A 25569-nucleotide genomic window follows, 5' to 3' on the forward strand; every position below is an offset into this window, starting at 1 on the left:
TCCACCAAATCGCGGCAAAGGGACGCCGCAACCTTATTTGAGCGACGAAACCGAAATATGAATAAACACGCCGCCCCTGAATTCGCAATGAGCTTTACCCAGGATGCCGTGCTGCTGGAGCGGCGAGAGGGACTGGATTGGCAGCCCCTGGGACAGGCCCCGTTTTCCGAAGGCAACGTAGCCGCCAAACTCAACGCATTGCGCGGAGATCACGGTCACGGCAGCTCTGAACTGGATACGGTGCTGGTCATCCCGGACGACCAGATCCTCTATACGCGGCTGACGGCATCCCCCGGCGCGGATGTGCCGGCCGCGATCGGTCGGGCCCTGGAAGGAATGACGCCCTACAAGGCCGAGGAACTGGCCTTCGACTGGTGCCCTGACGAGGATGGCAGGATCGACAGCCTGCGGGTGGCCGCCGTCGCCCGCAAGACGCTGGAAGAGGCCGAGGATTTCGCCCGGGTGCAGGGTTTTCGCCCTTCCGGGTTCATGGCCCGTCCCGGCGATGAGCGTTTCGATGGCCAACCGGATTTCGGCGCCTCGGAACTGGCGCAACAGGAACGCAGCGTACCACCCTTCAGCAAGCCCGACCTGCAACAGGCAGCAGTGACATCGGACCGGATCGAGATCGCAGAGCCCGAAGACAAGCAGCCGGTGATTTCCCGTATCCCTCCGCATTATGTCATGCCGGAACCGGCTGCTGCTGCCGATGCAGAACCCGCCTTCCCGAAGGAAGCGATCGAGGTTGATGCCACATCCTCCGAAGAGCCCGAGACAGATGACAGCAATCACGGGGCGGGCGCTCCGGCAGTCATCCGCCATGGAGATCGCCGCCCCGGGCCCGTTCCGGCAGGGCTGTCTCCACGCGCGAAGGCCATCCATGCAAAGGCGGCCGAAGCCCGTAATCGGCGTAACGACGCGGATGCCTCCGATCCGGTGAAAGCTGGCGGGCTTCTGCAACGGTGGCAGAACTCTCCGCCAAGCACATTGACCATCATGATCGGTTTGCTTGTCGCTGTCATGCTGGTGGCATTGCTGTTTCTGGGCGGATCGCCCGGCAACGGCCCGCAAACCACCGAGACACCGGCCTCCCAGGCCGAAACCGGCGAGTTGGCAGAGGCTGACAGGACAGCATCGGATCAGACCGTCCCTACGGAACCCGATTCCCAGGCCACAGCCGATCCGCAGATCGAACCGGTGGAACAGGACGGAACAGAACAAGCCGCAACAGCGCCCGATGCGCGTCCGGAAGACGCGACGGCACAGGACAGCGCGGCGAACGATCCCGCCAATACCGATCCGGACATGTCCGAAGATGCGTCGCAGGACGCCCTGACCGCCGCCCTGACCGAGGCGTTGCAGGACACGAACGCAGCAGAGCAGATCGCCAACCCTTCCGGCACGGAAGAGGTCGAGGACGGGGTTTCCCCGGAAACCGAGGCCAGCCCGGAATCCCAATCGCAGCCGCAAATACTGCAAGGTGAAGCCGCGCAGATCGCAAGCGGACAGGCCGTCGAACGAGCGGTCGCCGCGGCACCTGCCGCAGAACCCGCCGATGCTTCCACCGAGACAGCATCGGCTCCGGTCGAACCTTCTGAACCTGCCACGGCCGAGCCTGCCGCGCAGCAACTGAGCAGTTCGGCCCGCCCGCCACGCGCGGCTCCTCAGCAGGCGCAGACTCCCGCGTCGAACGACCAGCGCCCGACGGTCCCCGCCAACCCGCAACCCTATGAGCAGAGAACCGAGCCCGCGCCGCAGCAAGTGACCGGCCAACGCCCGCCATCACGTCCTGCCGCGACCAGCACCGCTCCGGCCACAACCCCGACGGCCACGAGCGAGGAACCCGCACCGCAACCGGCGACAACCGCCCCGCCCGAGACCGCGACCTCTTCCACGCCCTCGCCCGGCCCCTCGCCGCGGCCACCTGTCCGTCCGGACGATCTGACTTTTCTGGAGGAAGGCAGCACGACCGACGACGAAAACGATACTCGCCTGACCCGGTCGGAGCAGCTCTTCCTCGAAGGGTTGCTGCGCGATCTGCGAACGGCGCAGGCTGGTTCAACTGGGCTTTCCGAAACTGAACATGGCGCGGTCATTCGACTCGCGCAGGCGCGACCACAGCGCAAACCGGTTTCTGTCGCCGGCCCCTCGCAAGACGCGGTCCGCGATGCAGTCGCCGATGCGCTCACGAGTTCCGAACGCCCGGAATCCCGCGCCGATGCTGACGGCGGAGGCGGAAGCAGCGGCGGTGGTGGTGGAGCCAGCCTCGCCGGCCTCGATCACTCCAGCCGGCCTGCAGAACGTCCCGGATCGGTCGCCGCCCGGGCCGAAAGCGGCTCGGACCCGGGCGATCCAAGCCTGTCAAAGGCCGCGGTAGAGGACGCAATCGCATCTGCCGTCGAAAACAGCACAGCTTCACCGGGCGCCGTCGCTTTGACGGCGCTTACTTCATCTGCGATCCCTCCACGGCGCGGCGACGCCACCCCATCCGCTCCGACGGCCGATGACCTGCGTTCCGCCGCGAAGGAACAGGAAGCCGAACGCGCCCGCGAGGCCGCCCTTGCCGAGCAGCGCCGACAGGATGCCGAATTGCAGGCGCAGGCAGAGGCCCGTGCCCGCGAACGCGCGGCCGCCGACGCACGGGCCGAGGCGCAGGCCCGAGCCCAAGCCGAAGCCCGCGCCCGTGCCCAGGCCGAAGCCGAAGCGCGCGCCGCCGCTGCGCGCCAGCAGCAATACACCCCGCCCGAAGCGGAAAAAGAGCCGGAAGTGGCCAGTCAGATCCCCGCTGGCCGCACCCCGTCCTCGGTTGCCTCTGCGGCAACGGTCAAGGACGGCATCAGGATCAACCGCACCCAGATCATCGGCACGATCGGTGCCGGCAAGGCCAGCCGCGCCCTGGTCCGCCTGTCCAACGGAAAGATCATCACCCTGCGCCTTGGTGACAAGATCAATGGCGGGAAGATCACCGAAATCGGAAACAGCCGGATCACCTATGTCGAAGGCGGGCGGACGAAACAGCTTTCGGTGTTGAGCGGGCAGTAATGGAAAACTTCCTGCTGCTGGCCACCGTCTATCTGATCACGATGGTTATCGCCGTACCGCTATCGGCGCGGTTGGGGCTCGGTTCGGTTCTGGGCTACTTGATCTGCGGCATCCTGATCGGCCCGGTCCTGAACCTTACCGGCTCGGAGATGAGCGATCTGCAGCATTTCGCGGAATTCGGCGTGGTCATGATGCTGTTCCTGATCGGGCTGGAACTGGAACCGCGAAGCCTCTGGAACATGCGCAGCAAGCTGATCGGGCTTGGCGGCACGCAGATCCTGGCCACGATCCTGCTGATCGCACTGATCGGCACCGGCTTCGGCCTCGACTGGCAGGTGGCGCTGACGGTCGGGATGATCCTGTCGCTCAGCTCGACCGCGATCGTGCTGCAAACGCTGACGGAAAAAGGATTGATGCAGACCGGCGGCGGGCGTTCGGCATTCTCCGTATTGCTGACCCAGGACATCGCGGTGATCCCGATGATCGCGCTGATGCCGCTACTGGCTCCCGTCACGCCGCAGGGCGAGGCGGGGCATGGCGACGAACATATCGGCGAGGCGCTGATGGCCAACCTGCCGGGCTGGGCCGCGACCCTGACGACCCTGGCCGCGGTTGGCGTCGTGATCCTGCTGGGGCAATACCTGATCCGCCCGGTCTTCCGTTTTGTCGTCTCTTCCCGCCTGCGCGAGATGGAAACGGCGATGGCCCTGCTGATCGTCGTCGGGATCGCCTCGCTGATGATCCTCGTCGGCCTGTCCCCTGCCTTGGGCACCTTCCTGGCCGGGGTAATGCTGGCCGGGTCCGAGTTTCGGCACGAGTTGGAAGCCCAGATCGAACCGTTCAAGGGGCTGCTTCTCGGCCTGTTCTTCATCACCGTCGGCGCAGGAATGGATTTCCAGCTTCTGTTCGACAAGCCGGTTCCGGTGCTCGGCATCACCGCGGCATTGATCGGGACCAAGGCCGCGGTGCTCTGGCTGATCGCCCATCGGTCGAAAATGGGGCGAAAGGATCGCTCGCTATTCACCCTGTCACTTGCGCAGGCGGGGGAGTTTGGCTTCGTCCTGATCTCTTACGCGGTCGCGCTGGCGATTCTGCCGGATGATCTCGCCAAGGGTTTCCTGCTGGTCATCGCCCTGTCCATGCTCGTCACCCCCCTGCTGTTCATTATCCATGCGCAGCTGAGACGCCGCCTCAGCGAGATATCGGAACCAGAGACACCTGACGATGACATCGACGAGCAACAGCCGATCATTATCGCCGGCATCGGTCGTTTCGGTCAGGTCATCAACCGTATGGTCACCATGTCCGGATTTCAGACCACGGTCCTGGACCACGATCTCAAGGTGATCCAGGTCATGCGCCGCTTTGGCTTCAAGGGCTATTTCGGCGATCCGACGCGGCCCGAAATCCTTGCCGCCGCAGGATTGGAGAAGGCCCGTATCCTTGTCGCGGCGCTGGACGATCCGGCTGCCAATCTGAAGCTGATCACATATGCGCGCGAACGCCGCCCCGATCTGCATATCATCGCCCGCGCGCGCGACCGGGTGAATGTCTACCAACTCTATGCCGCCGGGGCGAATGACATAGTGCGCGAAATGTTCGACAGCTCTCTGCGCGCCGGCCGTTACGTCCTTGAAAATGCGGGCCTGTCCGCATTCGAGGCTGCCGAGCTTGAAAAGATCTTCTACCGCCTCGACCGCGCCTCGCTGCGTGAATTGGCCGAAGTCTGGAAACCCGGCGTTCCGCTGGAACAGAATCCCGAATATATCCAACTCAGCCGGGAATTGAATCGCACTCTTGAAACCGCACTGATGAATCGTTTCGCCGACAATTCCGACGATCCTCCGCTGCCCTCCGAGAAGGAAAAGGAGACTGCACCAGCCCACGATCATCCGGTCCGCAACTCGCGCCCTGGAGGACGTTGAGCCATGGTCCCGGCATTTCACTGAAACGCCAGGACTTATGCTCTTGTATCTACGCATTCAAACGGCAACCCGAGCACCTCTCTTGTCAAAGGCGCCTCGGGTTCAAGGGCGAAGGCTTGCATTGTCGATCAATGGCTATCCATCCAACCGTTCGATCATCCAACCTTGCTTTTCCAGAAGCCGCAGGACCCCCTGCTCGCCCGGCAGATGCAATGCGCCGAAGCCCGCAACGACACCCTTGCCGTCTTTCGCCGCGGCCTCGGCCCCTTTTGTCAGCCGATCGATCCAGCTTTGATTTCGCTGATCCATCAGCCGGGTCTGGGCAAAGGAGAATTGCTCATCCACCTCTTGCTTGTCGAGCCCCGAATTTTCATAGGCATCGAAACGCCCGAATTCCCAGATCGCCCATATATCTCCGGCGAAATAGGCATCCGTCAGCGTCACCGCGTAATCATCGGCATAGGCAGCGGCAGGCAGCGCCGAGCGGATCATGTTTTCCTCTTCCTTGTCCGTCATGCCCGAGAACAGGGTAAAGACGGTATCCCACGGCTCGAGCGCGCGGATCGGCAGTTCCGCTTCCTCGGCCTTGCCGATCAGCAGGTGATCGAGGCCCTGAAGGTCGCCCGACTGTGCCGCACCCTGCAGCACACAGGGCGACACGCCGATCATCATCGCCACATACCACGGCCGCAGCTTGGCGGTAACGGCGGCGGGCAACCCGCGTTCGGCCATGGCGTCGGACAATGTCTTCCACTCTGCCTCGTTCAACCTCTCGGGCAATGTGGGCCCTTCCTCGTTGACCATCAGCGAGGGATCCTCGGTCAGTGCCCGGGTCAGCCGCGCTTCTTCCTTGGGCCCGGCCTCGACATACAGGGCGGCGGCGTTTTCCAGCGGATTGGCCAACCGCTTCAGCACTTGCTGATGCCGGGGATCGGGAAAATGATAGGTGCCAACCAGGGTGATCTGCGCCTGATCCCTGGTGGCGCGCCACAGGATGCCGCTGTGATTGGGGATTTCGGCAACCGCCGCATCCAACCGGTCCTGCGTGCCCTCCGGCAGTGCCGCGATCAGGTTCCTGCCTTCGCAGGTCATCGCGGCCGCAGCACCCGCCCAAAGCGCAAAAAGTCCCGCCAGCAAAACGCGCATCCGAAACCTGCCTTTCCCTTGAACTGCCATATGCGGGGCAAGCTGGCATGTTTCAACTCTGCCTGCTAGCGGAATGTCCTTCAAATTATCTGAACTTCCCGTTGACAGTGGTGCAGCACTTGCCTAGATCAGCGCTATTGGCACTCACAGGTGGTGAGTGCCAACAATGACACTGCAACCTGAAACATCGGAGTGTTCACTCATGGCTTTCAAACCGCTGCATGACCGCGTGCTGGTCCGCCGCGTCGAATCTGACGAAAAGACCAAGGGCGGTCTGATTATCCCCGATAGCGCCAAAGAAAAACCCGCTGAAGGCGAGATCATCTCGGTCGGCGAAGGCGCGCGCAAGGATTCGGGCGAACTGATCGCACCGGCCGTCAAGGCAGGTGACCGCGTGCTGTTCGGCAAATGGTCGGGCACCGAAGTCACCATCGACGGTGAAGAACTGCTGATCATGAAGGAAAGCGACATTCTGGGCATTACCGGCTGATACAGCCGCCCCCGGATACGCAACTTCACGATAAAATTTCCAGGAGAATCAAATGGCTGGCAAAGAAGTCAAATTCGGTACTGATGCTCGCGACCGGATGCTCAAGGGCGTCAACATCCTCGCCGACGCGGTGAAGGTGACGCTTGGTCCCAAGGGCCGCAACGTGGTGATCGACAAGTCCTTCGGCGCTCCGCGCATCACCAAGGACGGTGTGACGGTCGCCAAGGAAATCGAACTGACCGACAAGTTCGAGAACATGGGTGCCCAGATGGTCCGCGAAGTCGCTTCGCGCACCAATGACGAGGCCGGTGACGGCACCACCACCGCGACGGTCCTGGCCCAGGGCATCGTCAAGGAAGGCATGAAGGCGGTCGCCGCCGGCATGAACCCGATGGATCTGAAGCGCGGCATCGACGCGGCCACGCTGAAAGTCGTCGAGGCCATCAGGGCCGCTTCGCGCCCCGTGAACGACAGCGACGAAGTCGCGCAGGTCGGCACCATCTCGGCCAATGGCGAAGCCTCGATCGGCCGCCAGATCGCCGACGCGATGCAGAAAGTCGGCAACGAGGGTGTGATCACCGTCGAAGAGAACAAGGGCATGGAGACCGAGGTCGATGTCGTCGAAGGCATGCAGTTCGACCGCGGCTACCTGTCGCCCTATTTCGTGACCAATCCCGACAAGATGATCGCGGAGCTGGAAGACTGCTACATCCTGCTGCACGAGAAGAAACTGTCCTCGCTCCAGCCGATGGTGCCGCTCCTGGAATCGGTGATCCAGTCGCAGAAACCGCTGCTGATCATCGCCGAGGATGTCGAGGGCGAAGCCCTGGCGACCCTGGTCGTCAACAAGCTGCGCGGCGGTCTGAAAATCGCTGCCGTCAAGGCTCCGGGCTTCGGCGATCGCCGCAAGGCCATGCTGCAGGACCTCGCAGTTCTGACCGGCGGTCAGGTGATCAGCGAAGACCTTGGCATGAAGCTCGAGAATGTCACCATCGACATGCTGGGCACCGCCAAGAATGTTTCGATCAACAAGGACAACACCACCATCGTCGACGGCAATGGTGACAAGGCCGAGATCGAAGCACGCGTTTCGCAGATCCGCCAGCAGATCGAGGAAACCACCTCGGATTACGACAAGGAAAAACTGCAAGAGCGCGTGGCCAAGCTGGCCGGCGGTGTTGCCGTGATCCGCGTCGGCGGCATGAGCGAAGTCGAAGTGAAAGAGCGCAAGGACCGTGTCGATGACGCTCTGAACGCGACCCGCGCGGCCGTTCAGGAAGGTGTCGTGATCGGCGGCGGTGTCTCGCTGGTGCAGGGCGCCAAGGTCCTGGATGGCATGAAAGGTGAAAACGCGGATCAGGAAGCGGGCATTGCCATCGTGCGCCGCGCGCTTGAAGCTCCGCTGCGCCAGATCGCCGACAACGCAGGCGTCGACGGTGCCGTGGTTGCCGGCAAGATCCGCGAATCCGAAGACAAGACCTTCGGCTTCAACGCCCAGACCGAAGAATATGGCGACATGTTCAAGTTCGGCGTGATCGATCCGGCCAAGGTTGTCCGCACCGCGCTGGAAGACGCAGCCTCGGTCGCCGGTCTCCTGATCACCACCGAAGCCATGATCGCCGAGAAGCCCGAGCCGAAAGGCCAGGGCGGTGCCGGTGGCGGCATGGACGCCATGGGCGGAATGGGCGGCATGGGCGGAATGATGTAATCATCCCCCTGCCCTCAGGCAGATACGGAAAGGGCGCCTTCGGGCGCCCTTTTCTTTTGTCGCCACAACCCTATTCTGCTGCGGAAATCGAGCAGGAGGGACAGCGATGAAAACGGCAATCGTCACCGGCGCAGCACGCGGGATCGGCCTTGCGACGGCCAGGCTGTTCTCGACGCAAGGCTGGCAAGTCGCCCTGGTGGACCGCGACAGCGAGGAGCTGGCAAAGGCCACCCCCGCTATCTCACAGGGTTTCGCGGTCGATTGCGATATCTCGGATCCCGACCGGGTCGAGACGATGGTTGCCGAGGTGCTGGCGCGGACCGGCCGCATCGACGCCGTGGTGAACAATGCCGGAGTCGCGGATTTCGGCCCCATCGAGCAGACCGATTTCGCCCGCTGGCGCAGCGTGATGGCCACCAATCTGGATGGCACGTTCCTGGTCAGCCAAGCCTGCATTCCGGCACTGAAAAAACAGGGCGGAGCCATTGTGAACATCGCCTCCATCTCGGGGCTGCGCGGCTCGACATTGCGGGTGGCTTACGGGACCTCCAAGGCCGCCGTGATCCAGTTGACCCGCCAGCAGGCCGCCGAGCTGGGCGAACACGGTATCCGCGCCAATTGCGTCGCGCCCGGCCCGGTTCGCACCAAGCTGGCCATGGCCGTCCACAGCCCGGAAATCATCGCGGCCTATCACGACGCGATCCCGTTGAACCGCTATGGCAGCGAGGAAGAACTGGCCGAGGCGATCACCTTCCTGGCAAGCGAGAAGGCCAGCTATATCACCGGGCAGGTGCTGGCTGTCGATGGCGGCTTCGAGTCGACCGGCGTCGGCCTTCCCGCCTTGCGGAAAACCCCTGCCTGAATCGTTTACGCGCTGACGACAGGCTCGACCTCCATCGCGTTGCACAGGGATTTGAAGCGGGACTCGACCACTTCCCCGGCCAGGTTCCGCCCGGTTGCCGTCAGCTTCAGTTCAAGCTGCCCGTCATCGGGCCGATACACAAGTTCCCCGGCCTCGAAAGGATCGTCGATCGAGAACATCGCGCCAAAACGCATCGCCTTTCCGAGGATCTCGGCCTCGCGCAGCTCGTCCTTGGACAGCAGTTCGAAGAGCGGGGCCATCGGCGATTTCGAGCGGCTGTTCTTGTAGCGGTGCAGCAGTGCCAAGCCCAGGAAGATCCGTTCCTGATGGCTCAGCGCCGCCATATTGGCGCGGGTCACATTGTCGAAACAGACCTCGGCGCGGTAATCGGGATGGGCGCGCCATGTCGTGTCATGCATCAGGCAGGCGGCGCGGATCAGGCGCTCACGCTCTGGCGGGACGTCCTGAAAGATCGGCAGCAGGAACTGATACAGCTTCTTGCCGAAACCGGGCATCCGCGCCATTTGCCGTTCGGTGAACCGGGCCAGCTCGATCAGCGGATCGCGCTTGCGCAACCGGTCGGACATCTGCTCGTATAACAGCCCCTCGCGGATTCCATAGCTGGACACCGCCAGTTCGGCAGGCTTGAACGTCGCGATCAGTTCAGACAGCACCCTGGATGCCAGCGGCACCAGTTCCATCCGCGAAGACGAGATACCGACGCGGCCGCGCAACTGGTTCAGATCATGTTCGGCGATCCAGTCCACCGTCTTGCCCACCGAATCCGGTGTCATGCGATATTCATGCAGCACGGTCATCGGATAGCCGGTCCGTTCCATGTCCAGCCGGGCAATCGCCCGCCAGGATCCACCGACCAGATAGATCCGCTCGTGATCGGTCCCCATCTTCTCTGCCAGTTCCGCCATGATCCCGCGGATATGTTTCCGCAACCCGTCCTTGCCACCCTGAACTTGCTGAAGCCGGAACGGACCAAGCTGAGAGGTCACGCGCCGGCCGACCTTGCCGCCCTCGACCTCGGCCAGCTCCATCGAGTTGCCGCCGATATCGCAGACCAGCCCCTTGGCCTCGGGCCAGCCCAGAAGCACGCCCTGCGCCGATAGCCGCGCCTCTTCCTCGCCATCGATGACCCAGAGCTTGAGACCGGTTTCACGCTCGACACGTTCCTGGAACTCGGGGCCGTCTTCTGCTTCGCGCACGGCCGCGGTGGCCACGCAGGTCAGCGGCTCGATATCCATGCCCTTGGCAAGGGCCGCGAAACGGCGCAGCGCGGCGAATCCCCGTTCGACCCCTGCCGGGTTCAACCGTCCGGTCGTGGCCATGTCCTGCCCCAGCCCGGCCATGACCTTTTCATTGTAGAAATAGGCGGGCGAGCGCGCGGCGCCGTCGAACACCACCAGCCGGATCGAGTTCGAGCCGACATCGACCACCCCAACCCGGGACAAGGCGCGCTTTGGCAGCTTGGCAAAGAAATTATCGCCGAAAGGCTCTACCATCTGCCCGGTCGAAGTGCGGACGCCGTTCATTGCAAAGCCCCCTGCTTGCGCATCGCCCTAGTTAATGGCGTGATCTGTGCTATCCGTCAATCGGCAGAATGGGTCAGTGCCGGCACGTCACGCGCCCCCGCAGTGCCACGCCCCGAAAGCGACGGGTTCTCCATGAAGAATCGGTGGCAGTTGAACAGATCCTCGCGCCCGTCGGGCAGGTAGCGCACGAATCGCCCGTCCGGCTGCAAGAGCCAGCTTTGCGCCTCGTCCGCCATGTTCGCGGCCATGATCTGGCTGGTGATCTGGGCCTTGACGGTCTCGTTATGACATTCGACCAGCGTTTCGACCCTGCGTGACAGGTTGCGCCCCATCCAGTCGGCCGAGGAAAAGAACACCCGCGCCTTTTTCGATGGCAGGCCGTGACCATTGCCGAAACAGACGATCCGGGAATGTTCAAGATAACGGCCAATGATGGATTTTACACGAATATTTTCTGACAACCCTTTGATACCGGGCCTTACTCCGCAAATACCCCGCACGACAAGGCTGATCTGGACCCCCGCATTGCTGGCCGCGTAAAGCGCCTTGATCACATCGGTCTCGATGATCGAATTCATCTTGGCCCAGATCGCCCCCGGGCGCCCTTGCCGGGCCAGTTCGGCCTCGCGTGCGATCAGGGCCAGCAGGTTTTCCTTCATGTCGATCGGAGAGATCGACAGATTCTCCAGCCCGTCCGGCTGAACATATCCCGACAGGTAATTGAAAACCTTGGTGGCATCCCGCCCCAGGGCCGGATCGCAGGTAAACATCGACAGATCGGTGTAAATCCGTGCCGTGATCGGGTGATAATTGCCGGTGCCGTAATGGGTGTAGGTCACCAGCGCATCCCCTTCGCGCCGCACGATGGTGCTGATCTTGGCATGGGTCTTGTAGTTCACGAAACCATAGACAACATGCGCCCCCGCCCGCTCCAGCCGCCGCGATTGGCGAATATTGGCAGCCTCGTCGAAACGCGCTTTCAATTCCACCAGGGCGGTGACGGATTTGCCCGCCTCGGCCGCCTCGCAAAGCGCCTCGACGATCGGGCTGTCGCGGCTGGTGCGGTAAAGCGTCTGCTTGATCGCCAGCACGTTCGGATCGCGCGCCGCCTGTTGTAGAAACCGCACCACCATGTCGAAGGTCTCATAGGGGTGATGCAGCAGCATGTCCTTTTGCCGGATCGCCGCGAACATGTCGCCGTGATGGTCCTGCACCCGCTCGGGCACGCGCGGAGTGAAACCGGGCCAAAGCAGGTCGCGGCGATTGTCCAGCACCAGCTCGCCCAGATCGGCCATGCCCAGAAGTCCCTCGACCTCGACCACCTCGTCGGGAGTGACTTCCAGCTCTTCCATGATCAGGCGGCGCAGCCGCTCCGGCGCACCGGCGGTGATCTTGAGCCGGATCACGCTGCCCCGGCGGCGGCGTTTCAGCGCCGTCTCGAATTCGCGGACCAGGTCCTCGGCCTCCTCCTCGACCTCGAGATCGCTGTCGCGCAGCACCCGGAAGGCGCAATCCCCGGTGTCGCGATAGCCGGGGAACAGGCTGGACAGATGCATCAGCAGCAGTTCTTCCAGCCGCAGAAAACGCTGGCCACCCGGCAACGGGATGAAGCGCTGCAATTGCGCCGGGATCGGCAGCAGCGCCTGCATCCGCTGGCCATCGGTTTCGCGCGCCAGTTCCAGCGCCAGCGAGAACCCGGCATTCGGGATGAAGGGAAAGGGATGCGCCGGGTCGATGGCCAGCGGTGACAACACCGGGAAGACCTTGTTCTCGAAATGCTGCCGCAGGAATTCCTCTTCCGCGCGGGTGATGTTGCGGCGCGACAGGATCATGATCCCCTGCTCTTCCATCTCGCGGCGCAGGCGGTTCCAGACGCCCTGCTGCGCGCTCATCAGGCGGCGGGCATCGGCATCGATCAGCTTCAATTGCTCGGCAGCGGTCAACCCGTCATCGGAGGGCGTAGTGTTGCCCTCTCGCACCAGTTCGCGCAGGCCCGCCACGCGGACAGTGTAGAACTCGTCCAGGTTGCCCGCGCTGATCGACACGAAACGCAACCGTTCCAGCAGCGGCACCCGCGCATTTCTCGCCTCGTCCAGAACCCGCCAGTTGAAGCTGAGCCAGCTCAGTTCGCGATTGAAGAAACGCGCCGGTCCCTCGGGGGGGCCCGATGGCAGTTCTTTGGGTTCAGGAAACGGGTTTCGAAGGAAATTGGCCTGGGTCATGCTATCCGGATAAGATTCGAAGGGCGAAAAATCGCCGGCAGATCATGCGTCAACCGGGGACAGCTTGTCCAGCAGATCGGCGGCGATCCGGCGGGTCACCGGCCCCTTGCGCGCCATCGCGGCACGATCCATCGCGGCCACCAATCGCCGGGCAAGTCCAAGGTCGCGATCCATGCGCAGCACCAGCCAATCGATCAGCCCGGCAGAGACGGTCAATTGCCGGTCGGCGAACAGCTTGACCAGCACCGCGGCCAGCAGCGCCTCGTCCGGCGGCCCCAGCCTGACCTGCGCCATCGCATCCATGCGCGAACGCAGATCGGGCAGCACCAGCCCCCAATCGCGCGGAGCGCTGCGGGCGGTCAGCAGGAAAAGGCAGTCGCGCGCGCCACAGAGGTTCCACAGATGGAACAGCGCCTGCTCGGCCCCGGCGGCAAAGCCCGCGTGATCGGCATCCTCGACCACCAGCGCCCCGCCCTCGGCCACCAGGTGATCGCTCGCCTCCGGAAGCAGCCCCGCCGCCGTGACCTTGCGCGCCCCGTTCTCTGCCGCCCAGAAGGCCGCCATATGCGATTTGCCCGCCCCTTCCGGCCCGATCAGGAGCATCCGCCCCTGCGGCCAGTCCTGCGGCGAGTCCAGCGTCAGCAGCGCCGCCTCATTCGCCGCGGCGGGGAGGAAATCGCCACGCGAAAAGGCCGGTGGCGTGGTCAGGTCGAGGGTCAATTGCCGGGGCAAACCGATATCTCAGCCCTGCCTGTTCGGGACATCGTGCTGCACCGGCCCGCCGGCGTCGGCTTCGGCGATCTTCTCGTTGTTTTCCGCTTCCTCGCGCCGATAGGCCTTGTGCAGTTCGGTGACCAATGTGCCCCGCGGCGCCAGCTCGACCAGAACCGGGGGCGCCGGTTCGGGCGGAGCGGTCTTGCCGGTATAGAGCGGGCTTTCGAGATAACGCTCGATCAGGAACCGGGTCAGCACCCCCAGGGCGGCAGCCAGCGGCACGGCCAGCACCAGCCCGACAAAACCGAACAGCGCGCCGAAGACCGACAGGGCAAGCAGCAGCCAGACCGGGTGCAGTCCGACATGTCCGCCGACGATCTTGGGTTGCAGGTAATTGCCCTCGACCACCTGCCCGATGGCAAAGATCACCACGACGGCGCCGATCCAGAGCGGATCGCCCCAAAAGCTGAACAGCGCGACGCCAATGGCCGTCGCCCCGCCGATCAGCACGCCGACATAGGGGATGAATGACAGCACGGCCGCCATGATACCGATGAAAAAGCCGAATGGCAGGCCAACCAGAGCCAGCGCCAGCGAATACCATGTCCCGAGGATCAGGATCACCAGCCCCTGCCCGCGCAGGAAACCGGACAGCGCGCCATCTACCTCGGTCGCGAGGCGGCGGACGGTGACGGCATGTTCACGCGGCAGCAGTGCATCGATCCGCTCGACCATCCGGTCCCAGTCCAGCAGCAGGTAGAAGGTCACCACCGGCACGATCACAAAAAGGGCAACGACCCCGAACACGCCCCGCACAGAGCCCAGAAGCGTGCCCGCGAATTTGCCGAGCTGTTCGCCCATGGCCTGGCCCAGATCGCTGAGCGCCGATCCGATCGTACCGCCTTCGGGCACCAACTCGGGGAAATGGATGTAGACGAAACCGCGCGCCTTGTCCATCATCTCCGGGGCGGTCTCGATCAGCGCCGCAGCCTGGCGCAGCAATGTCGGCACCAGCAGCAGGATCACGGCGGCAAGCATGAACACCGCCCCGGCGGTGATCACCACCACGGCCATGGTCCGCGACAGGCCCATCCGCTCCAGCCGGTCGGCTATGGGATCAAGCATATAGGCGATGCCCGCCCCCAGCAGGAAGGGCAGAACCGCCTGCCCCAGCAGCCACATGGCCACGAACAGCACCAGCGCCGCGACACCCCACCACATCACCTGTTTCCGCACCGGCACGCTCATGGCGTCTCTCCGCTTGAATGATACGGGGTGAATGTGGCCGGGTTGAAGGGAGGTTGCAAGATGCGGCATGACGCTCGCAGCCCGCGCCTGCGCCGCGGCAGGGTTGGCTTGGCGCGCTTTGCACCGCATCCTTCACCTCACGAGATGATGACGCTAAACTCCAGAGGCGAACTTCAACCCTGGACGAATTCGATCATGACCCACCGATCCACGGCTTTTGACTTTTTTGCCTATACTGCCGCCTTTGTCATTGGCTTAGGAACTGTCTGGCTCTTCACGGCGCAATTCGTCGGCCAGATATTCACGCCCGGCTCTCTGCGTTCCCCGGACACAGGGACGATCCTGATCATGCTGACTCCGTTAGGTGGGCTGGCGATTTTTCAGCTTGTGTTTGGACTGACCACACGCCGCTGGCGCGCATTCCGGTTCTGGCTTTACGCACCGCTCATTGTTTACCTGATCATCGGACTGATCGGTCTTGCCGTATTCAGCGGGACTGTATCGGTCATTGAGGCGGCCGTCCTTGCAGCGGTGCTGATCTTTGCAGTGGGTCTCTATCTTCTGACCTTACCCAAGCGCTCATGATCGTTTGGGCTCGCGTATGTCGCGTCGCTCCGGTCCCTCAGAACCTCCACACCAAATCGTGACCACCGCCCCGCAGCCTACGCTGTCTGTGTACGCCCTGTGTACAGCCTGTGTACGCGCGGTGTACGGGTTGTGCTGCCAAAAACCCGACAATCGCTGGTCAAGCCCGTTGTCGCGGGCGGCGCAACACCGAAACGCAACGCTCGCTGCCGTTGCGGCGGCTTTTCACCCCTCCGGCTTCTTGGCAAGACAGGGCTGATCCGCTAACCCTCGGCTCGACCCGAACCCAAAGGACCATGTCATGCGTCTGTCGCGCTATTTCCTGCCCGTCCTGAAAGAGGACCCCAAAGAAGCCCAGATCGTCAGCCACCGGCTGATGCTGCGCGCCGGCATGATCCGGCAGCAGGCAGCAGGGATCTATTCCTGGCTGCCGCTCGGCTACAAGGTGCTGCGCCGGATCGAGCAGATCGTGCATGAGGAACAGCAGCGCGCCGGGCATATTCCACTTCTGATGCCGACCCTGCAGCCCGCCGATCTCTGGCGGGAAAGCGGCCGCTACGACGATTACGGCGAGGAAATGCTGCGTATCCGCGACCGGCACAAGCGCGATCTGCTCTATGGTCCCACCAATGAGGAGATGATCACCGACATCTTCCGGTCCAGCAATATCAGCAGCTACAAGGATCTGCCGCTGACGCTGTATCATATCCAGTGGAAGTTCCGCGACGAGATCCGCCCGCGTTTCGGCGTCATGCGCGGCCGCGAGTTCCTGATGAAGGACGGTTACAATTTCGACCTGACCAAGGAAGACGCGCTGCACGCCTATAACCGTCATCTGGTAACCTATCTGCGCAGCTACGAGCGGATGGGCCTGCAGGCGATCCCGATGCGGGCCGATGGCGGGCCGATCGGCGGGGATTATACGCATGAATTCCTCGTGCTGGCCGAAACCGGTGAATCCGAGGTTTTCTATGACAGCGAGATCACCGACCTGACCTTTGGCGACCGGCAGATCGACTATGACAGCAAGGAAGAATGCCAGGCCGTGCTGGAAGAGTTCACCAGCCGCTATGCGCGGACCGACGAGACCCATGACGACGCCCTGTTCCAGCAGGTCCCCGAGGCCCGCCGCCGCGTCGCGCGGGGGATCGAAGTCGGCCAGATCTTCTATTTCGGCACCAAGTATTCCGAGCCGATGGGCGCCACGGTGGTTACGCCCGAGGGCAATCGCGTGCCCGTCCACATGGGCAGCCACGGCATCGGCGTCAGCCGCCTTCTGGGCGCCATCATCGAGGCCAGCCATGACGACAAGGGCATCATCTGGCCCGAGGGCGTGACCCCGTTCCATGCCGGGATCGTGAACCTCAAACAGGGCGACAGTTCGACCGACAGTGCCTGCAACGCGATCTATGCCGAGCTTCAGGCGCGTGGGCTTGACCCGCTTTACGACGACCGCGACGAGCGGGCGGGCGCGAAATTCGCCAGGATGGACCTGATCGGCCTGCCCTGGCGGGTCACCGTCGGTCCGCGCGGGCTGGCGAACAACATGGTCGAACTGACCAATCGCCGCACCGGTGAAAGCGAAGAGATGTCGCCCAAGGATGTCGTGGCGCGGCTGGCCGCGATCTATGCGCCGGTGCTGAACACGGCGGCGATCGACAAATGATCCGGCTTCTGCGGCTGGCGGCGGCGGTTCTCTGTGCTGCCGCCATGTCGCAGTTTCCCGCGTTTTCCGATCAGTACCTGCAGCGTCTCGGCGGCCAGGTCGATGCGCTGACCAAAGTGGCGGAGGATTTCGACGGCAGTGCCCGCGAGGCCGGGTTGACTCGCGATCAGGCTCTTGCCGAACTTTCGGGCAGCGGTTTCCGCGAGGCGCATCGCGCCGACATGCAGCGCGTCTTCACCCGCCTGAACCGCGCACGGAACGATCTCGAGATGTTACGCGCTGCCGCACCGCTGGAGCGGCTGCTTCTGCCCCACCGACTGCGCGATCCCGAAACCCTGGACGCGACCTGGAGCGATTTTCGCCCTGCGGTTCCGGTCACCGGATCGGGCTTCGTCGCGGCCGCCATCGGCCTTGTTCTCGGTTGGCTGGGTGCCGGATTGGCCGGACTGCTTTTCCGCCGCCGCCAGGATCCTCTCGGCTGGCGTTGAGCCCGCAGGACTTCCTTGTAAAAAGCGTGTAATTCCTCGCGACAAGTCGCTTTCCTTTTGTTCACGGGGCTTTTAACCTGCAAGGCAGGATGTTGTTCCAACTGGGAGACAAATCGATGAAAAAACTTCTTCTCGCAACCGCCGCAACGGCTCTTGCAGCGGGCGTAACCAGTGCTGAGGAAATCAAGCTGGGAACCTCTCTCGGCTTTACCGGACCGCTGGAATCCATGGCGCCCGCGATGCAGGCCGGGGCCGAGCTCGCCGTCAAGGAGGTCAGCGAATCCGGACTGCTGCTGGACGGTTCGACCGTGACGCTGGTCCAGGGCGATTCGACCTGCGCGGACGCCGCCGCCGCGACCGCAACCGTGGAGCGCCTGATTACGGCCGAAGGCGTGAAGGGCATCGTCGGCGGGATGTGCTCGGGCGAAACCATCGCCTCGCTGGAAAACGTGGCCGTGCCTAACGGCATCGTCATGATCTCGCCTTCGGCCACCTCGCCCGCATTGTCCGAGATCGAGGATGAAGGACTGTTCTTCCGCACCTCGCCGTCGGACGCACGTCAGGGCGAAGTGATGGCAGATATCATCATGGAGAAGGGTCTCGAAACCGTTGCCGTGACCTATACCAACAATGATTACGGCAAGGGGCTCGCCGAAAGTTTCCAGGCCGCGTTCGAGGAAAAGGGCGGCTCCGTGACCGTCAATTCCGCCCATGAGGACGGCAAGGCCGACTATTCTGCCGAGGTGGCCGCGCTGGCCGCATCCGGGGGCGAGGCTCTCGTCGTGGCCGGTTACGTCGATCAGGGAGGCTCGGGCGTTGTGCGCGCCGCACTGGATACCGGCGCGTTTGACACTTTCGTCTTCCCCGACGGCATGGTCGGTCAGGCATTGGTCGACAATTTCGGCACCGAGATCGACGGCAGCTTCGGACAGAACCCCGCTGCTGAAGGCGAAGGCCGCGACACCTTTGTCTCGATGGCCGAAGAGGCGGGTTTCGACGGCACCGGCGCATTCTCGGCCGAGGCTTATGATGCTGCGGCCTTGATGCTGTTGGGCATGGCCGCCGCCGGCTCCAGCGATCCGAACGCCTACAAGGAAGCGATCATGGATATCGCCAACGAGCCGGGCGAGAAAATCCTGCCGGGCGAACTCGCCAAGGGCCTGGAGGTCCTCAATGGCGGCGGCGATATCGACTATGTCGGCGCCACCTCGGTCGAACTTGTCGGCGCGGGTGAATCGGCGGGCATCTATCGCGAAGTCGCCTTTACCGATGGCGCGATGGAAGTCATCGGCTATCGCTGAGCAGGTCTGATTGCTCCGGCCCGGCGCCTCTCGTGGGTGCCGGGCCGATTAACATATAATCAACCGCTTCGACGGAGAAGCTTCACCACATAGAGTGAAGGCAGGGAAAAACGCATGATAAGGGTCGAAGACCTACACCGGCATTTCGGCGGGTTTCGCGCCGTCGATGGCGCCAGCCTGACCATCGAAACCGGTTCAATCACCGGGCTGATCGGACCGAATGGCGCCGGAAAATCCACATTGTTCAATGTTATCGCGGGGGTGTTGCCTCCTACATCCGGGCGCGTCTTCATGGATGGTCAGGATATCACCGGCCTGCCCCCGCATGAGCTGTTCCATCGCGGTCTTCTGCGCACCTTCCAGCTGGCGCATGAATTCGCATCGATGACAGTACGCGAGAACCTGATGATGGTTCCGGGCAAACAGACCGGAGAGGCGATCTGGAGCACATGGCTCCAACGCGGCCGCATCGAGCGGGAAGAGGCCGAGCTGCATCGCAAGGCTAACGAGGTGCTCGACTTCCTGACCATCCGCCATTTGGCGCATGAAAAGGCCGGCAACCTCTCGGGCGGGCAGAAAAAGCTGCTGGAACTGGGACGCACGATGATGGTCGACGCCAAGGTGGTGTTCCTCGACGAGGTCGGCGCAGGCGTGAACCGCACGCTTCTGGGCACCATCGGCGATGCCATCGTGCGGCTGAACCGCGAGCGTGGTTACACGTTCTGCGTGATCGAGCATGACATGGATTTCATCGCCAAGCTTTGCGATCCGGTGATCGTCATGGCCACCGGCCAGGTGCTGGCCGAAGGCGCGGCCGACGAGATCATGCAGAACGAGGCCGTGATCGAGGCTTACCTGGGCACCGGCCTGAAAAACAAGATAAAAGCAGAGGCCGACGCATGAGCGATAGCCATTATCTATCCGCAACGGACATGCGCGGCGGCTATGGCAAGGCCGATATCCTGCATGGTTGCACCGTAACCGTGGACAAAGGTCAGATCGCGGTGATCGTGGGCCCCAACGGCGCCGGAAAATCCACCGCGATGAAGGCGGTTTTCGGCATGCTGCATCTGCGCGAAGGCCGGGTGACGCTGGACGGAGAGGATATCTCCGGCCTTTCACCGCAGGACCGGGTCAAAAAGGGCATGGGCTTCGTGCCGCAGGTGAGCAATGTCTTCCCGTCGATGTCGGTCGAGGAAAATCTCGAAATGGGTGCCTTCATCCGCGACGACGATATCAAGACCACGATGGAGCAGGTCTTCGACCTCTTCCCGATCCTCAAGGACAAGCGCCGCCAACCGGCCGGAGAACTCTCGGGCGGGCAGCGTCAACAGGTCGCCGTCGGCCGCGCCCTGATGACCCAGCCCCGGCTGCTGATGCTTGACGAACCGACGGCGGGCGTGAGCCCCATCGTCATGGATGAGCTTTTCGACCGCATCATCGAGATCGCCCGCACCGGCATCTCGATCCTGATGGTCGAACAGAACGCCAGACAGGCATTGGAGATCGCCGATATCGGCTATGTCCTTGCGCAGGGCGAAAACCGCTACACCGACACCGGGCAGGCACTCTTGGCCGATCCCGAGGTCCGCCGCACATTCCTGGGGGGCTGAGAGATGGACATCCTGAACGCCGTCGTCGCGATCCTGAACTTCGTCGTCATACCCGCCGCCGCCTATGGGGCGCAGCTTGCGCTCGGGGCGCTTGGGGTGACGCTGATCTATGGCATCCTGCGCTTTTCGAACTTCGCCCATGGCGACACCATGGCTTTCGGCACAGCCGTCACCATCCTCGCGACATGGGGGTTGCAGGCGCTCGGTATCACTTTGGGGCCGCTGCCGACCGCCCTGCTCGCCCTGCCCATTGGCATCGCCGCGACCGCTGTCATGGCGCTGGCGACCGACCGTGCCGTTTACCGGTTCTACCGGGCACAGAAAGCCAAGCCGATCATCTTCGTCATGGCCTCTGTCGGCGTCATGTTCCTGATGAACGGGCTGACCCGCCTGCTGATCGGCGTCGATCAACAAAATTTTGCCGATGGGGAGCGTTTCATTATCAACGTGCGTGATTTCCGGGAAATGACCGGGCTGAAAGAGGGACTCGCCCTCAAGACCACGCAGGGATTGACCATCGTCATCGCGGTGATCGTGGTCTGGGCGCTGTTCCGCTTTCTCAACCGCACCAAATCGGGCAAGGCCATGCGTGCCTATTCCGACAACGAGGATCTGGCGCTGCTGTCGGGCATCGATCCGGAAAAGGTTGTGCGCATGACCTGGATCATCGCCGCCGCGCTGGCGACCATCGCCGGAACGCTTTACGGTCTCGACAAGGCTTTCAAGCCCTTCAACTATTTCCAGATCCTGCTGCCGATCTTCGCCGCCGCCATCGTTGGCGGCCTCGGCAACCCGGTGGGCGCGATCGCGGGCGGGTTCCTGGTGGCATTCTCGGAGGTCGCGGTCACCTATCCATGGTTGAAGATCGCCGGCTATATCTTCCCCGATTGGCAGCCTGGCGGGCTGCTGCAGCTTCTGGGGACGGAATATAAATTCGCCGTCAGTTTCGTGATTCTGATCGTGGTGCTGCTGTTCCGCCCGACCGGGCTGTTCCGCGGCAAATCGGTATAAGGGAGGGCTCGCGCATGTCTACGAACCGTCAAGCCGCGAGCGCCAGCGTCTGGCGCGCCCCGGTGCTTTTCGCCATTCTCGCAACTCTGTTCATCCTTGAAGGCACGGTCAGGAACGGGATGTTCTCGGGTAGCTGGAACACCTCGCTCGCCATGCTGAACATGGGGCTGATCTCGGCCGTCACGGCCCTGGGCGTGAACATGCAATGGGGCTATGCCGGGCTGTTCAATGTCGGCGTGGTGGGCTTTCTCGCCCTTGGCGGGCTGGCCCCGGTACTGATCTCGACGCAGCCGGTCGAAGGCGCGTGGGAGGCCGGAGTCCCCCGTGTGCTGATCGCGCTGGCGATGGCGGTCGGCACGCTGGCACTGGCCGCACAGCTTCGCAAGCGCCTGCCGAAATGGCGCGGGTTGGCCGTGACCGCCGTGCTGATCGCAGGTTTCATCGTCTATCGCTGGCTCTTCGATCCGGCGGTGACGGCGATCGAGTCGAACAATCCGGCACGGCACGGCAATATCGGCGGGCTGGGCTTGCCGGTCCTGTTGTCATGGGCCGTGGGTGGTGTCTTTGCCGCTGCCGCCGCATGGGCGGTGGGCAAGGTGGCTTTGGGGCTGCGCTCGGATTACCTCGCCATCGCCACGCTCGGCATCGGCGAGATCATCGTTGCCGTGCTCAAGAACGAGGATTGGCTGGCACGCGGCGTCAAGAACGTCACCACCATCCCCCGCCCCGTCCCCTTCGAGATCGAGCTGCAGCGGAATCCCGAATTCCTCGAACTGGCCAATAGCTGGGGCATGGCCGCCTCCACCGCCTCGGGAATCTGGGTCAAGCTCTGCTACATGCTACTGTTCCTTGTCGTCCTGCTGTCGATCATCCTGCTGGCAGAGTTGGCGCTGAAATCGCCATGGGGCCGGATGATGCGCGCGATCCGCGACAATGAAACGGCGGCCGAGGCGATGGGCAAGGATGTGACCGCCCGGCATCTGCAAGTCTTCATCCTCGGCTCGGCCGTGATCGGGATCGCGGGGGCGATGATGATCACGCTGGACGGGCTGATGGCGCCGGTGGGATATAATCCCTTGCGCTACACCTTTCTGATCTGGGTGATGGTGATCGTCGGCGGGTCCGGCAATAACTGGGGTGCGGTCTTGGGCGCAGTGCTGATCTGGTTCCTGTGGATCAAGGCCGAGATCTGGGGGCCGCAACTGATCGCATTGCTGACCTCGCCCATGCCCGATGGCAATCTGAAGGCGCATCTGCTCGATAGCGCCGCCCATATGCGCTTCATCGCCATGGGGCTGGTGCTGCTTCTGGTCCTGCGCTTTGCGCCGCGCGGGCTGGTGCCGGAGAAATAGGCAAGACAATTGCGCGGCGTGCCCAAGAGTGCGCCGCGTCCCTTGGTCAGGCGGGTACGTCAGTTTATGTTCGCCTGACCCGATCCATCCTTGCAGCATCCTGCCCGCGCCCCTATATTCAACCTGTTCGGCTTCGGTCGGGCTATGGACATAAACGCGCTCGTAATAAGCGGATCGGACCCGGGGGCGGTACCCGGCGGCTCCACCAATTACCCTCATTGGGGGAACATGGGGCCGAAACAGGATCGACGAACGTCTAAAGGGGTTTGCTTTGTCCCGGTGAGCTACCACCGTTATCGGTGCTAAATGTACAGTTGCCAATGACAACCGTGCTCCGGTGGCCGTTGCTGCGTAAGCAGTAACCAAACCGAAACCTTAAGCCCTGACGCCTAGCAGCTTCAGGCGGGGCCCGCAGGAGCCTGGCAACAGAATCCTGCACTTTATTTCCCTTGCAGTAACCAGCTGTTGTCGCGGCCGTATCCGGGGCGCGCGCGTCACTGACGAGAAACGGCGCGAGCCAAAGATTACCCGGCCGCAACCTTGCCGAGGACAAGCAAGGTCATCATCCCGAGCGGCGGAAGCGATCTCTGCTCCTCAAGAACCAGTTCCTCTTCTTGCAGGACGGTGTCCATCTCGAAGTCGGAATGCCAGCCGATCGTATTCGAGAGTGGGGCGAAAGCCCTTTCCAGTCTCGCGAGAACGCCCTCTGTCCGGGCAAAGTGGTTGGTGATCACCACCTTGCCGCCCGGTTTGCAGACCCGTGCGATCTCGACCATCACCCTCTCGGGTTCCGGCACGACCGACAGGACATGCATCGCCGCGACCGTATCGAAGTGATTATCGGGGAAATCGAGGTTGCGCGCATCCATCTGCCGAAGATCGGTGACGTGATCCAGCTTCATCCGCTGCACCTTGGCGATGGCCTTCTGCAGCATCTCTTCGCTGAAATCGATTCCCGTCACCTGCATATCGGGCTTGTAATGCTCCAGCGACAGGCCGGTGCCGACCCCGACTTCGAGAACGCTTCCCGGTCGGGTGTTGATATGCTCCACCGTCTTGCGCCTGCCGAGATTGGTGACGGCGCCGAAGGTATTATCATAGACCGGGGCCCAACGGGAATAAGAGGTTTGAACGGCGTCGATATCCATGTCTGTTCCTTATCGGCCTGAAGGACGTTTCTTGTCGATACCCGCCCAGATAACCATCCCGATATAACCAAGGCAAAGCGCGATCAGCGTGATCCAGGCAAAGGTCAAAAGCGCGGCACCTATAATGGCGACCCCGATGAGGAAGAACTTGACGTTCCCGCGCGAGATCCTTGTCATCTTGAACGACCAGGTCGGGATTCGGCTGATCAGCAGAAGGCCAACGAGGATCATGTAGGTACAGATCACGATTCCCGGCAGCACCGGTGCGTCCGCGAAGGTAAAGGAAACATATATAGGCAACATGACAAGCAAAGCGCCAGCGGGGGAAGGTACGCCCTCGAAATAAGCGCTGTCGTGATCCTCGCCGTCCGATTTATTGCCCACATTGAACCGTGCCAGCCGCATGACGCAGCAGATCGCAAAGATCAGCACGGATATCCAGCCCAGGCCGCGGATGTCTTGCAAGGCCCAGAAATACAGCGTGAGCGACGGGGCAACCCCGAAATTCAGGAAATCGGCGAGAGAATCGAGTTCCGCCCCGATCTTGCTGCAACTGCCGAGAAGGCGGGCGATCCGCCCGTCCATCGCATCAAGGATGCCGGCCGCGATGATGAGTTGCACCGCAAGCATGTAATTTTCCTGCACGCCAAACCTGATGGCAGACATACCAGCGCAAATGGCCGTTATGGTCAGCACATTCGGCAGTAACTGGATCAGGGAAAACCCGGGCTCGGATTTGTTCGAGGGTTCCGCCATGGGTTCTTCTAACCGCCTTGAGGCGGGGAAAGCAAATCGGCCAGAACGGTTTCACCGGCAACCATCGTTTGACCGATGCTTACCAGCGGCATCACGCCCACTGGCAGATAGACATCCAGCCGCGAACCGAAGCGGATCAGGCCGAAGCGTTCACCGGTCTGCAGCCTGTCCCCCGGCTTGACGAAACAGACGATGCGCCGCGCCACCAGGCCCGCGATCTGCACAACGGCCAGATCCCGCCCGTCGTCCATGCGGATGCACAGGCTGTTGCGCTCGTTATCCGCACTTGCCTTGTCCAGTGAGGCATTGAAGAACTTGCCCGGGCGGTAGGCGAGTGACGCGACCTCGCCCGCGACCGGGGACCGGTTCACATGGCAATTGAACACGTTCATGAAAACGCTGATCCGGGTGAGCGGGACATCCGGCATGCCAAGCTCGGCAGGCGGCACGGCCTCTTCGATGAGCGAGACGATCCCGTCGGCCGGGCTGACGATCACTCCGGGGCGCGCCGGGGGGAAGCGCACCGGATCGCGGAAGAAATAATAGCACCAGATGGTCAGGCCGACGCCGATCCAGCCCAGCAAATCCGACAGCAGGAACAGGCCGAGCGTCACGACCGCGAAGATCGCCACGAAGCGGATGCCTTCCCGATGCATCGGCTTGATGAATGTGTCGCGCATGCGCATGTGTCTCTGTTCTCCTCGGAACTTGGTTTTCAAAGGACGAATGGAATGACGGCCCGCCATTC

At 62.7% G+C, this 25569-nt stretch carries 21 protein-coding genes and 1 other RNA gene; 14 read left to right on the forward strand and 8 right to left on the reverse strand.

What is annotated here, in order from left to right; all coding sequences use genetic code 11:
• The first annotated feature begins 57 nt into the window (after positions 1 to 57).
• Both JHX88_RS13720 and JHX88_RS13725 read left to right on the forward strand, forming a co-directional pair.
• On the forward strand, positions 58 to 3042 hold the full coding sequence (locus JHX88_RS13720; RefSeq protein WP_076523522.1) for a hypothetical protein: 2985 nt from the start codon (positions 58 to 60) through the stop codon (positions 3040 to 3042).
• Positions 3042 to 4967, forward strand: coding sequence for a monovalent cation:proton antiporter-2 (CPA2) family protein (locus tag JHX88_RS13725; protein WP_076523523.1), 1926 nt, complete (start codon positions 3042 to 3044; stop codon positions 4965 to 4967). Before JHX88_RS13720 ends, JHX88_RS13725 begins: the two co-directional genes overlap by 1 nt.
• Before the next feature lie 135 nt (positions 4968 to 5102).
• Here the strand turns inward: JHX88_RS13725 and JHX88_RS13730 are convergent, their stop codons facing one another.
• On the reverse strand, positions 5103 to 6113 hold the full coding sequence (locus JHX88_RS13730) for a TraB/GumN family protein (RefSeq protein ID WP_076523524.1): 1011 nt from the start codon (positions 6111 to 6113) through the stop codon (positions 5103 to 5105).
• A 202-nt stretch (positions 6114 to 6315) separates the two neighbouring features.
• Between JHX88_RS13730 and JHX88_RS13735 the strand changes: the two genes are divergently transcribed.
• The 3 genes from JHX88_RS13735 to JHX88_RS13745 all read left to right on the forward strand — a co-directional run bounded on the left by JHX88_RS13735 (position 6316) and on the right by JHX88_RS13745 (position 9173).
• Positions 6316 to 6603, forward strand: a complete 288-nt coding sequence (locus tag JHX88_RS13735) for a co-chaperone GroES (protein ID WP_076523526.1) — start codon at positions 6316 to 6318, stop codon at positions 6601 to 6603.
• 52 nt (positions 6604 to 6655) lie between these two features.
• Positions 6656 to 8311, forward strand: a complete 1656-nt coding sequence (gene groL, locus JHX88_RS13740; RefSeq protein WP_076523528.1) for a chaperonin GroEL — start codon at positions 6656 to 6658, stop codon at positions 8309 to 8311.
• Positions 8312 to 8417: 106 nt separating this feature from the next.
• On the forward strand, positions 8418 to 9173 hold the full coding sequence (locus JHX88_RS13745) for an SDR family NAD(P)-dependent oxidoreductase (protein ID WP_076523530.1): 756 nt from the start codon (positions 8418 to 8420) through the stop codon (positions 9171 to 9173).
• A 5-nt stretch (positions 9174 to 9178) separates the two neighbouring features.
• Here JHX88_RS13745 and JHX88_RS13750 read toward each other — a convergent pair whose 3' ends face one another.
• The 4 genes from JHX88_RS13750 to JHX88_RS13765 are packed head-to-tail and all read right to left on the reverse strand — an operon-like array spanning position 9179 to position 14901.
• Positions 9179 to 10717 carry a Ppx/GppA family phosphatase gene (locus JHX88_RS13750; RefSeq protein WP_084202861.1) on the reverse strand — a complete coding sequence of 513 codons (1539 nt, stop codon included), beginning with the start codon at positions 10715 to 10717 and terminating at the stop codon, positions 9179 to 9181.
• A 56-nt stretch (positions 10718 to 10773) separates the two neighbouring features.
• Positions 10774 to 12939 carry an RNA degradosome polyphosphate kinase gene (locus JHX88_RS13755; protein WP_076523532.1) on the reverse strand — a complete coding sequence of 722 codons (2166 nt, stop codon included), beginning with the start codon at positions 12937 to 12939 and terminating at the stop codon, positions 10774 to 10776.
• Between the two features lie 42 nt (positions 12940 to 12981).
• Complete coding sequence (locus JHX88_RS13760) at positions 12982 to 13671, reverse strand: P-loop NTPase family protein (RefSeq protein WP_076523534.1); 690 nt, start codon at positions 13669 to 13671, stop codon at positions 12982 to 12984.
• Positions 13672 to 13680: 9 nt separating this feature from the next.
• On the reverse strand, positions 13681 to 14901 hold the full coding sequence (locus JHX88_RS13765) for an AI-2E family transporter (protein WP_076523536.1): 1221 nt from the start codon (positions 14899 to 14901) through the stop codon (positions 13681 to 13683).
• 108 nt (positions 14902 to 15009) lie between these two features.
• Here JHX88_RS13765 and JHX88_RS13770 point away from each other — a divergent pair, with 108 nt between their 5' ends.
• From JHX88_RS13770 to ssrA, 9 genes are all read left to right on the forward strand, one after another.
• On the forward strand, positions 15010 to 15486 hold the full coding sequence (locus tag JHX88_RS13770) for a hypothetical protein (protein ID WP_141225753.1): 477 nt from the start codon (positions 15010 to 15012) through the stop codon (positions 15484 to 15486).
• A gap of 301 nt (positions 15487 to 15787) precedes the next feature.
• Positions 15788 to 17152: a proline--tRNA ligase gene (proS, locus tag JHX88_RS13775; protein WP_076523541.1), complete on the forward strand. Its 1365-nt coding sequence runs from the start codon at positions 15788 to 15790 to the stop codon at positions 17150 to 17152.
• Positions 17149 to 17640, forward strand: a complete 492-nt coding sequence (locus JHX88_RS13780) for a DUF2937 family protein (protein ID WP_076523543.1) — start codon at positions 17149 to 17151, stop codon at positions 17638 to 17640. The genes proS and JHX88_RS13780 overlap by 4 nt, the downstream gene beginning before the upstream one ends.
• 116 nt (positions 17641 to 17756) lie before the next feature.
• Positions 17757 to 18941 carry an ABC transporter substrate-binding protein gene (locus JHX88_RS13785; protein WP_076523820.1) on the forward strand — a complete coding sequence of 395 codons (1185 nt, stop codon included), beginning with the start codon at positions 17757 to 17759 and terminating at the stop codon, positions 18939 to 18941.
• Positions 18942 to 19055: 114 nt separating this feature from the next.
• On the forward strand, positions 19056 to 19844 hold the full coding sequence (locus JHX88_RS13790) for an ABC transporter ATP-binding protein (protein ID WP_076523545.1): 789 nt from the start codon (positions 19056 to 19058) through the stop codon (positions 19842 to 19844).
• On the forward strand, positions 19841 to 20554 hold the full coding sequence (locus JHX88_RS13795; protein ID WP_076523547.1) for an ABC transporter ATP-binding protein: 714 nt from the start codon (positions 19841 to 19843) through the stop codon (positions 20552 to 20554). Before JHX88_RS13790 ends, JHX88_RS13795 begins: the two co-directional genes overlap by 4 nt.
• 3 nt (positions 20555 to 20557) lie before the next feature.
• Positions 20558 to 21565 carry a branched-chain amino acid ABC transporter permease gene (locus JHX88_RS13800; protein WP_076523549.1) on the forward strand — a complete coding sequence of 336 codons (1008 nt, stop codon included), beginning with the start codon at positions 20558 to 20560 and terminating at the stop codon, positions 21563 to 21565.
• 14 nt (positions 21566 to 21579) lie between these two features.
• Positions 21580 to 22917, forward strand: a complete 1338-nt coding sequence (locus tag JHX88_RS13805) for a branched-chain amino acid ABC transporter permease (RefSeq protein WP_076523551.1) — start codon at positions 21580 to 21582, stop codon at positions 22915 to 22917.
• An 86-nt stretch (positions 22918 to 23003) separates the two neighbouring features.
• Positions 23004 to 23357: a transfer-messenger RNA gene (gene ssrA, locus JHX88_RS13810) on the forward strand.
• Between the two features lie 84 nt (positions 23358 to 23441).
• On the opposite strand, the gene JHX88_RS13815 is transcribed toward ssrA, so the two are convergent.
• Genes JHX88_RS13815 through JHX88_RS13825 form a run of 3 tightly spaced genes read right to left on the reverse strand, consistent with a single transcriptional unit; the run spans position 23442 to position 25507 of the window.
• Positions 23442 to 24065, reverse strand: a complete 624-nt coding sequence (locus tag JHX88_RS13815; RefSeq protein ID WP_076523553.1) for a class I SAM-dependent methyltransferase — start codon at positions 24063 to 24065, stop codon at positions 23442 to 23444.
• Positions 24066 to 24074: 9 nt separating this feature from the next.
• Positions 24075 to 24821: a CDP-diacylglycerol--serine O-phosphatidyltransferase gene (gene pssA, locus JHX88_RS13820; protein ID WP_076523555.1), complete on the reverse strand. Its 747-nt coding sequence runs from the start codon at positions 24819 to 24821 to the stop codon at positions 24075 to 24077.
• An 8-nt stretch (positions 24822 to 24829) separates the two neighbouring features.
• Entirely contained in the window at positions 24830 to 25507 is a 678-nt protein-coding gene (locus JHX88_RS13825) for a phosphatidylserine decarboxylase (protein WP_272848032.1), read from the reverse strand.
• Positions 25508 to 25569: the final 62 nt, after the last annotated feature.

Source organism: Paracoccus saliphilus, from assembly GCF_028553805.1.
Classification (GTDB): Bacteria; Pseudomonadota; Alphaproteobacteria; order Rhodobacterales; family Rhodobacteraceae; genus Paracoccus; species Paracoccus saliphilus.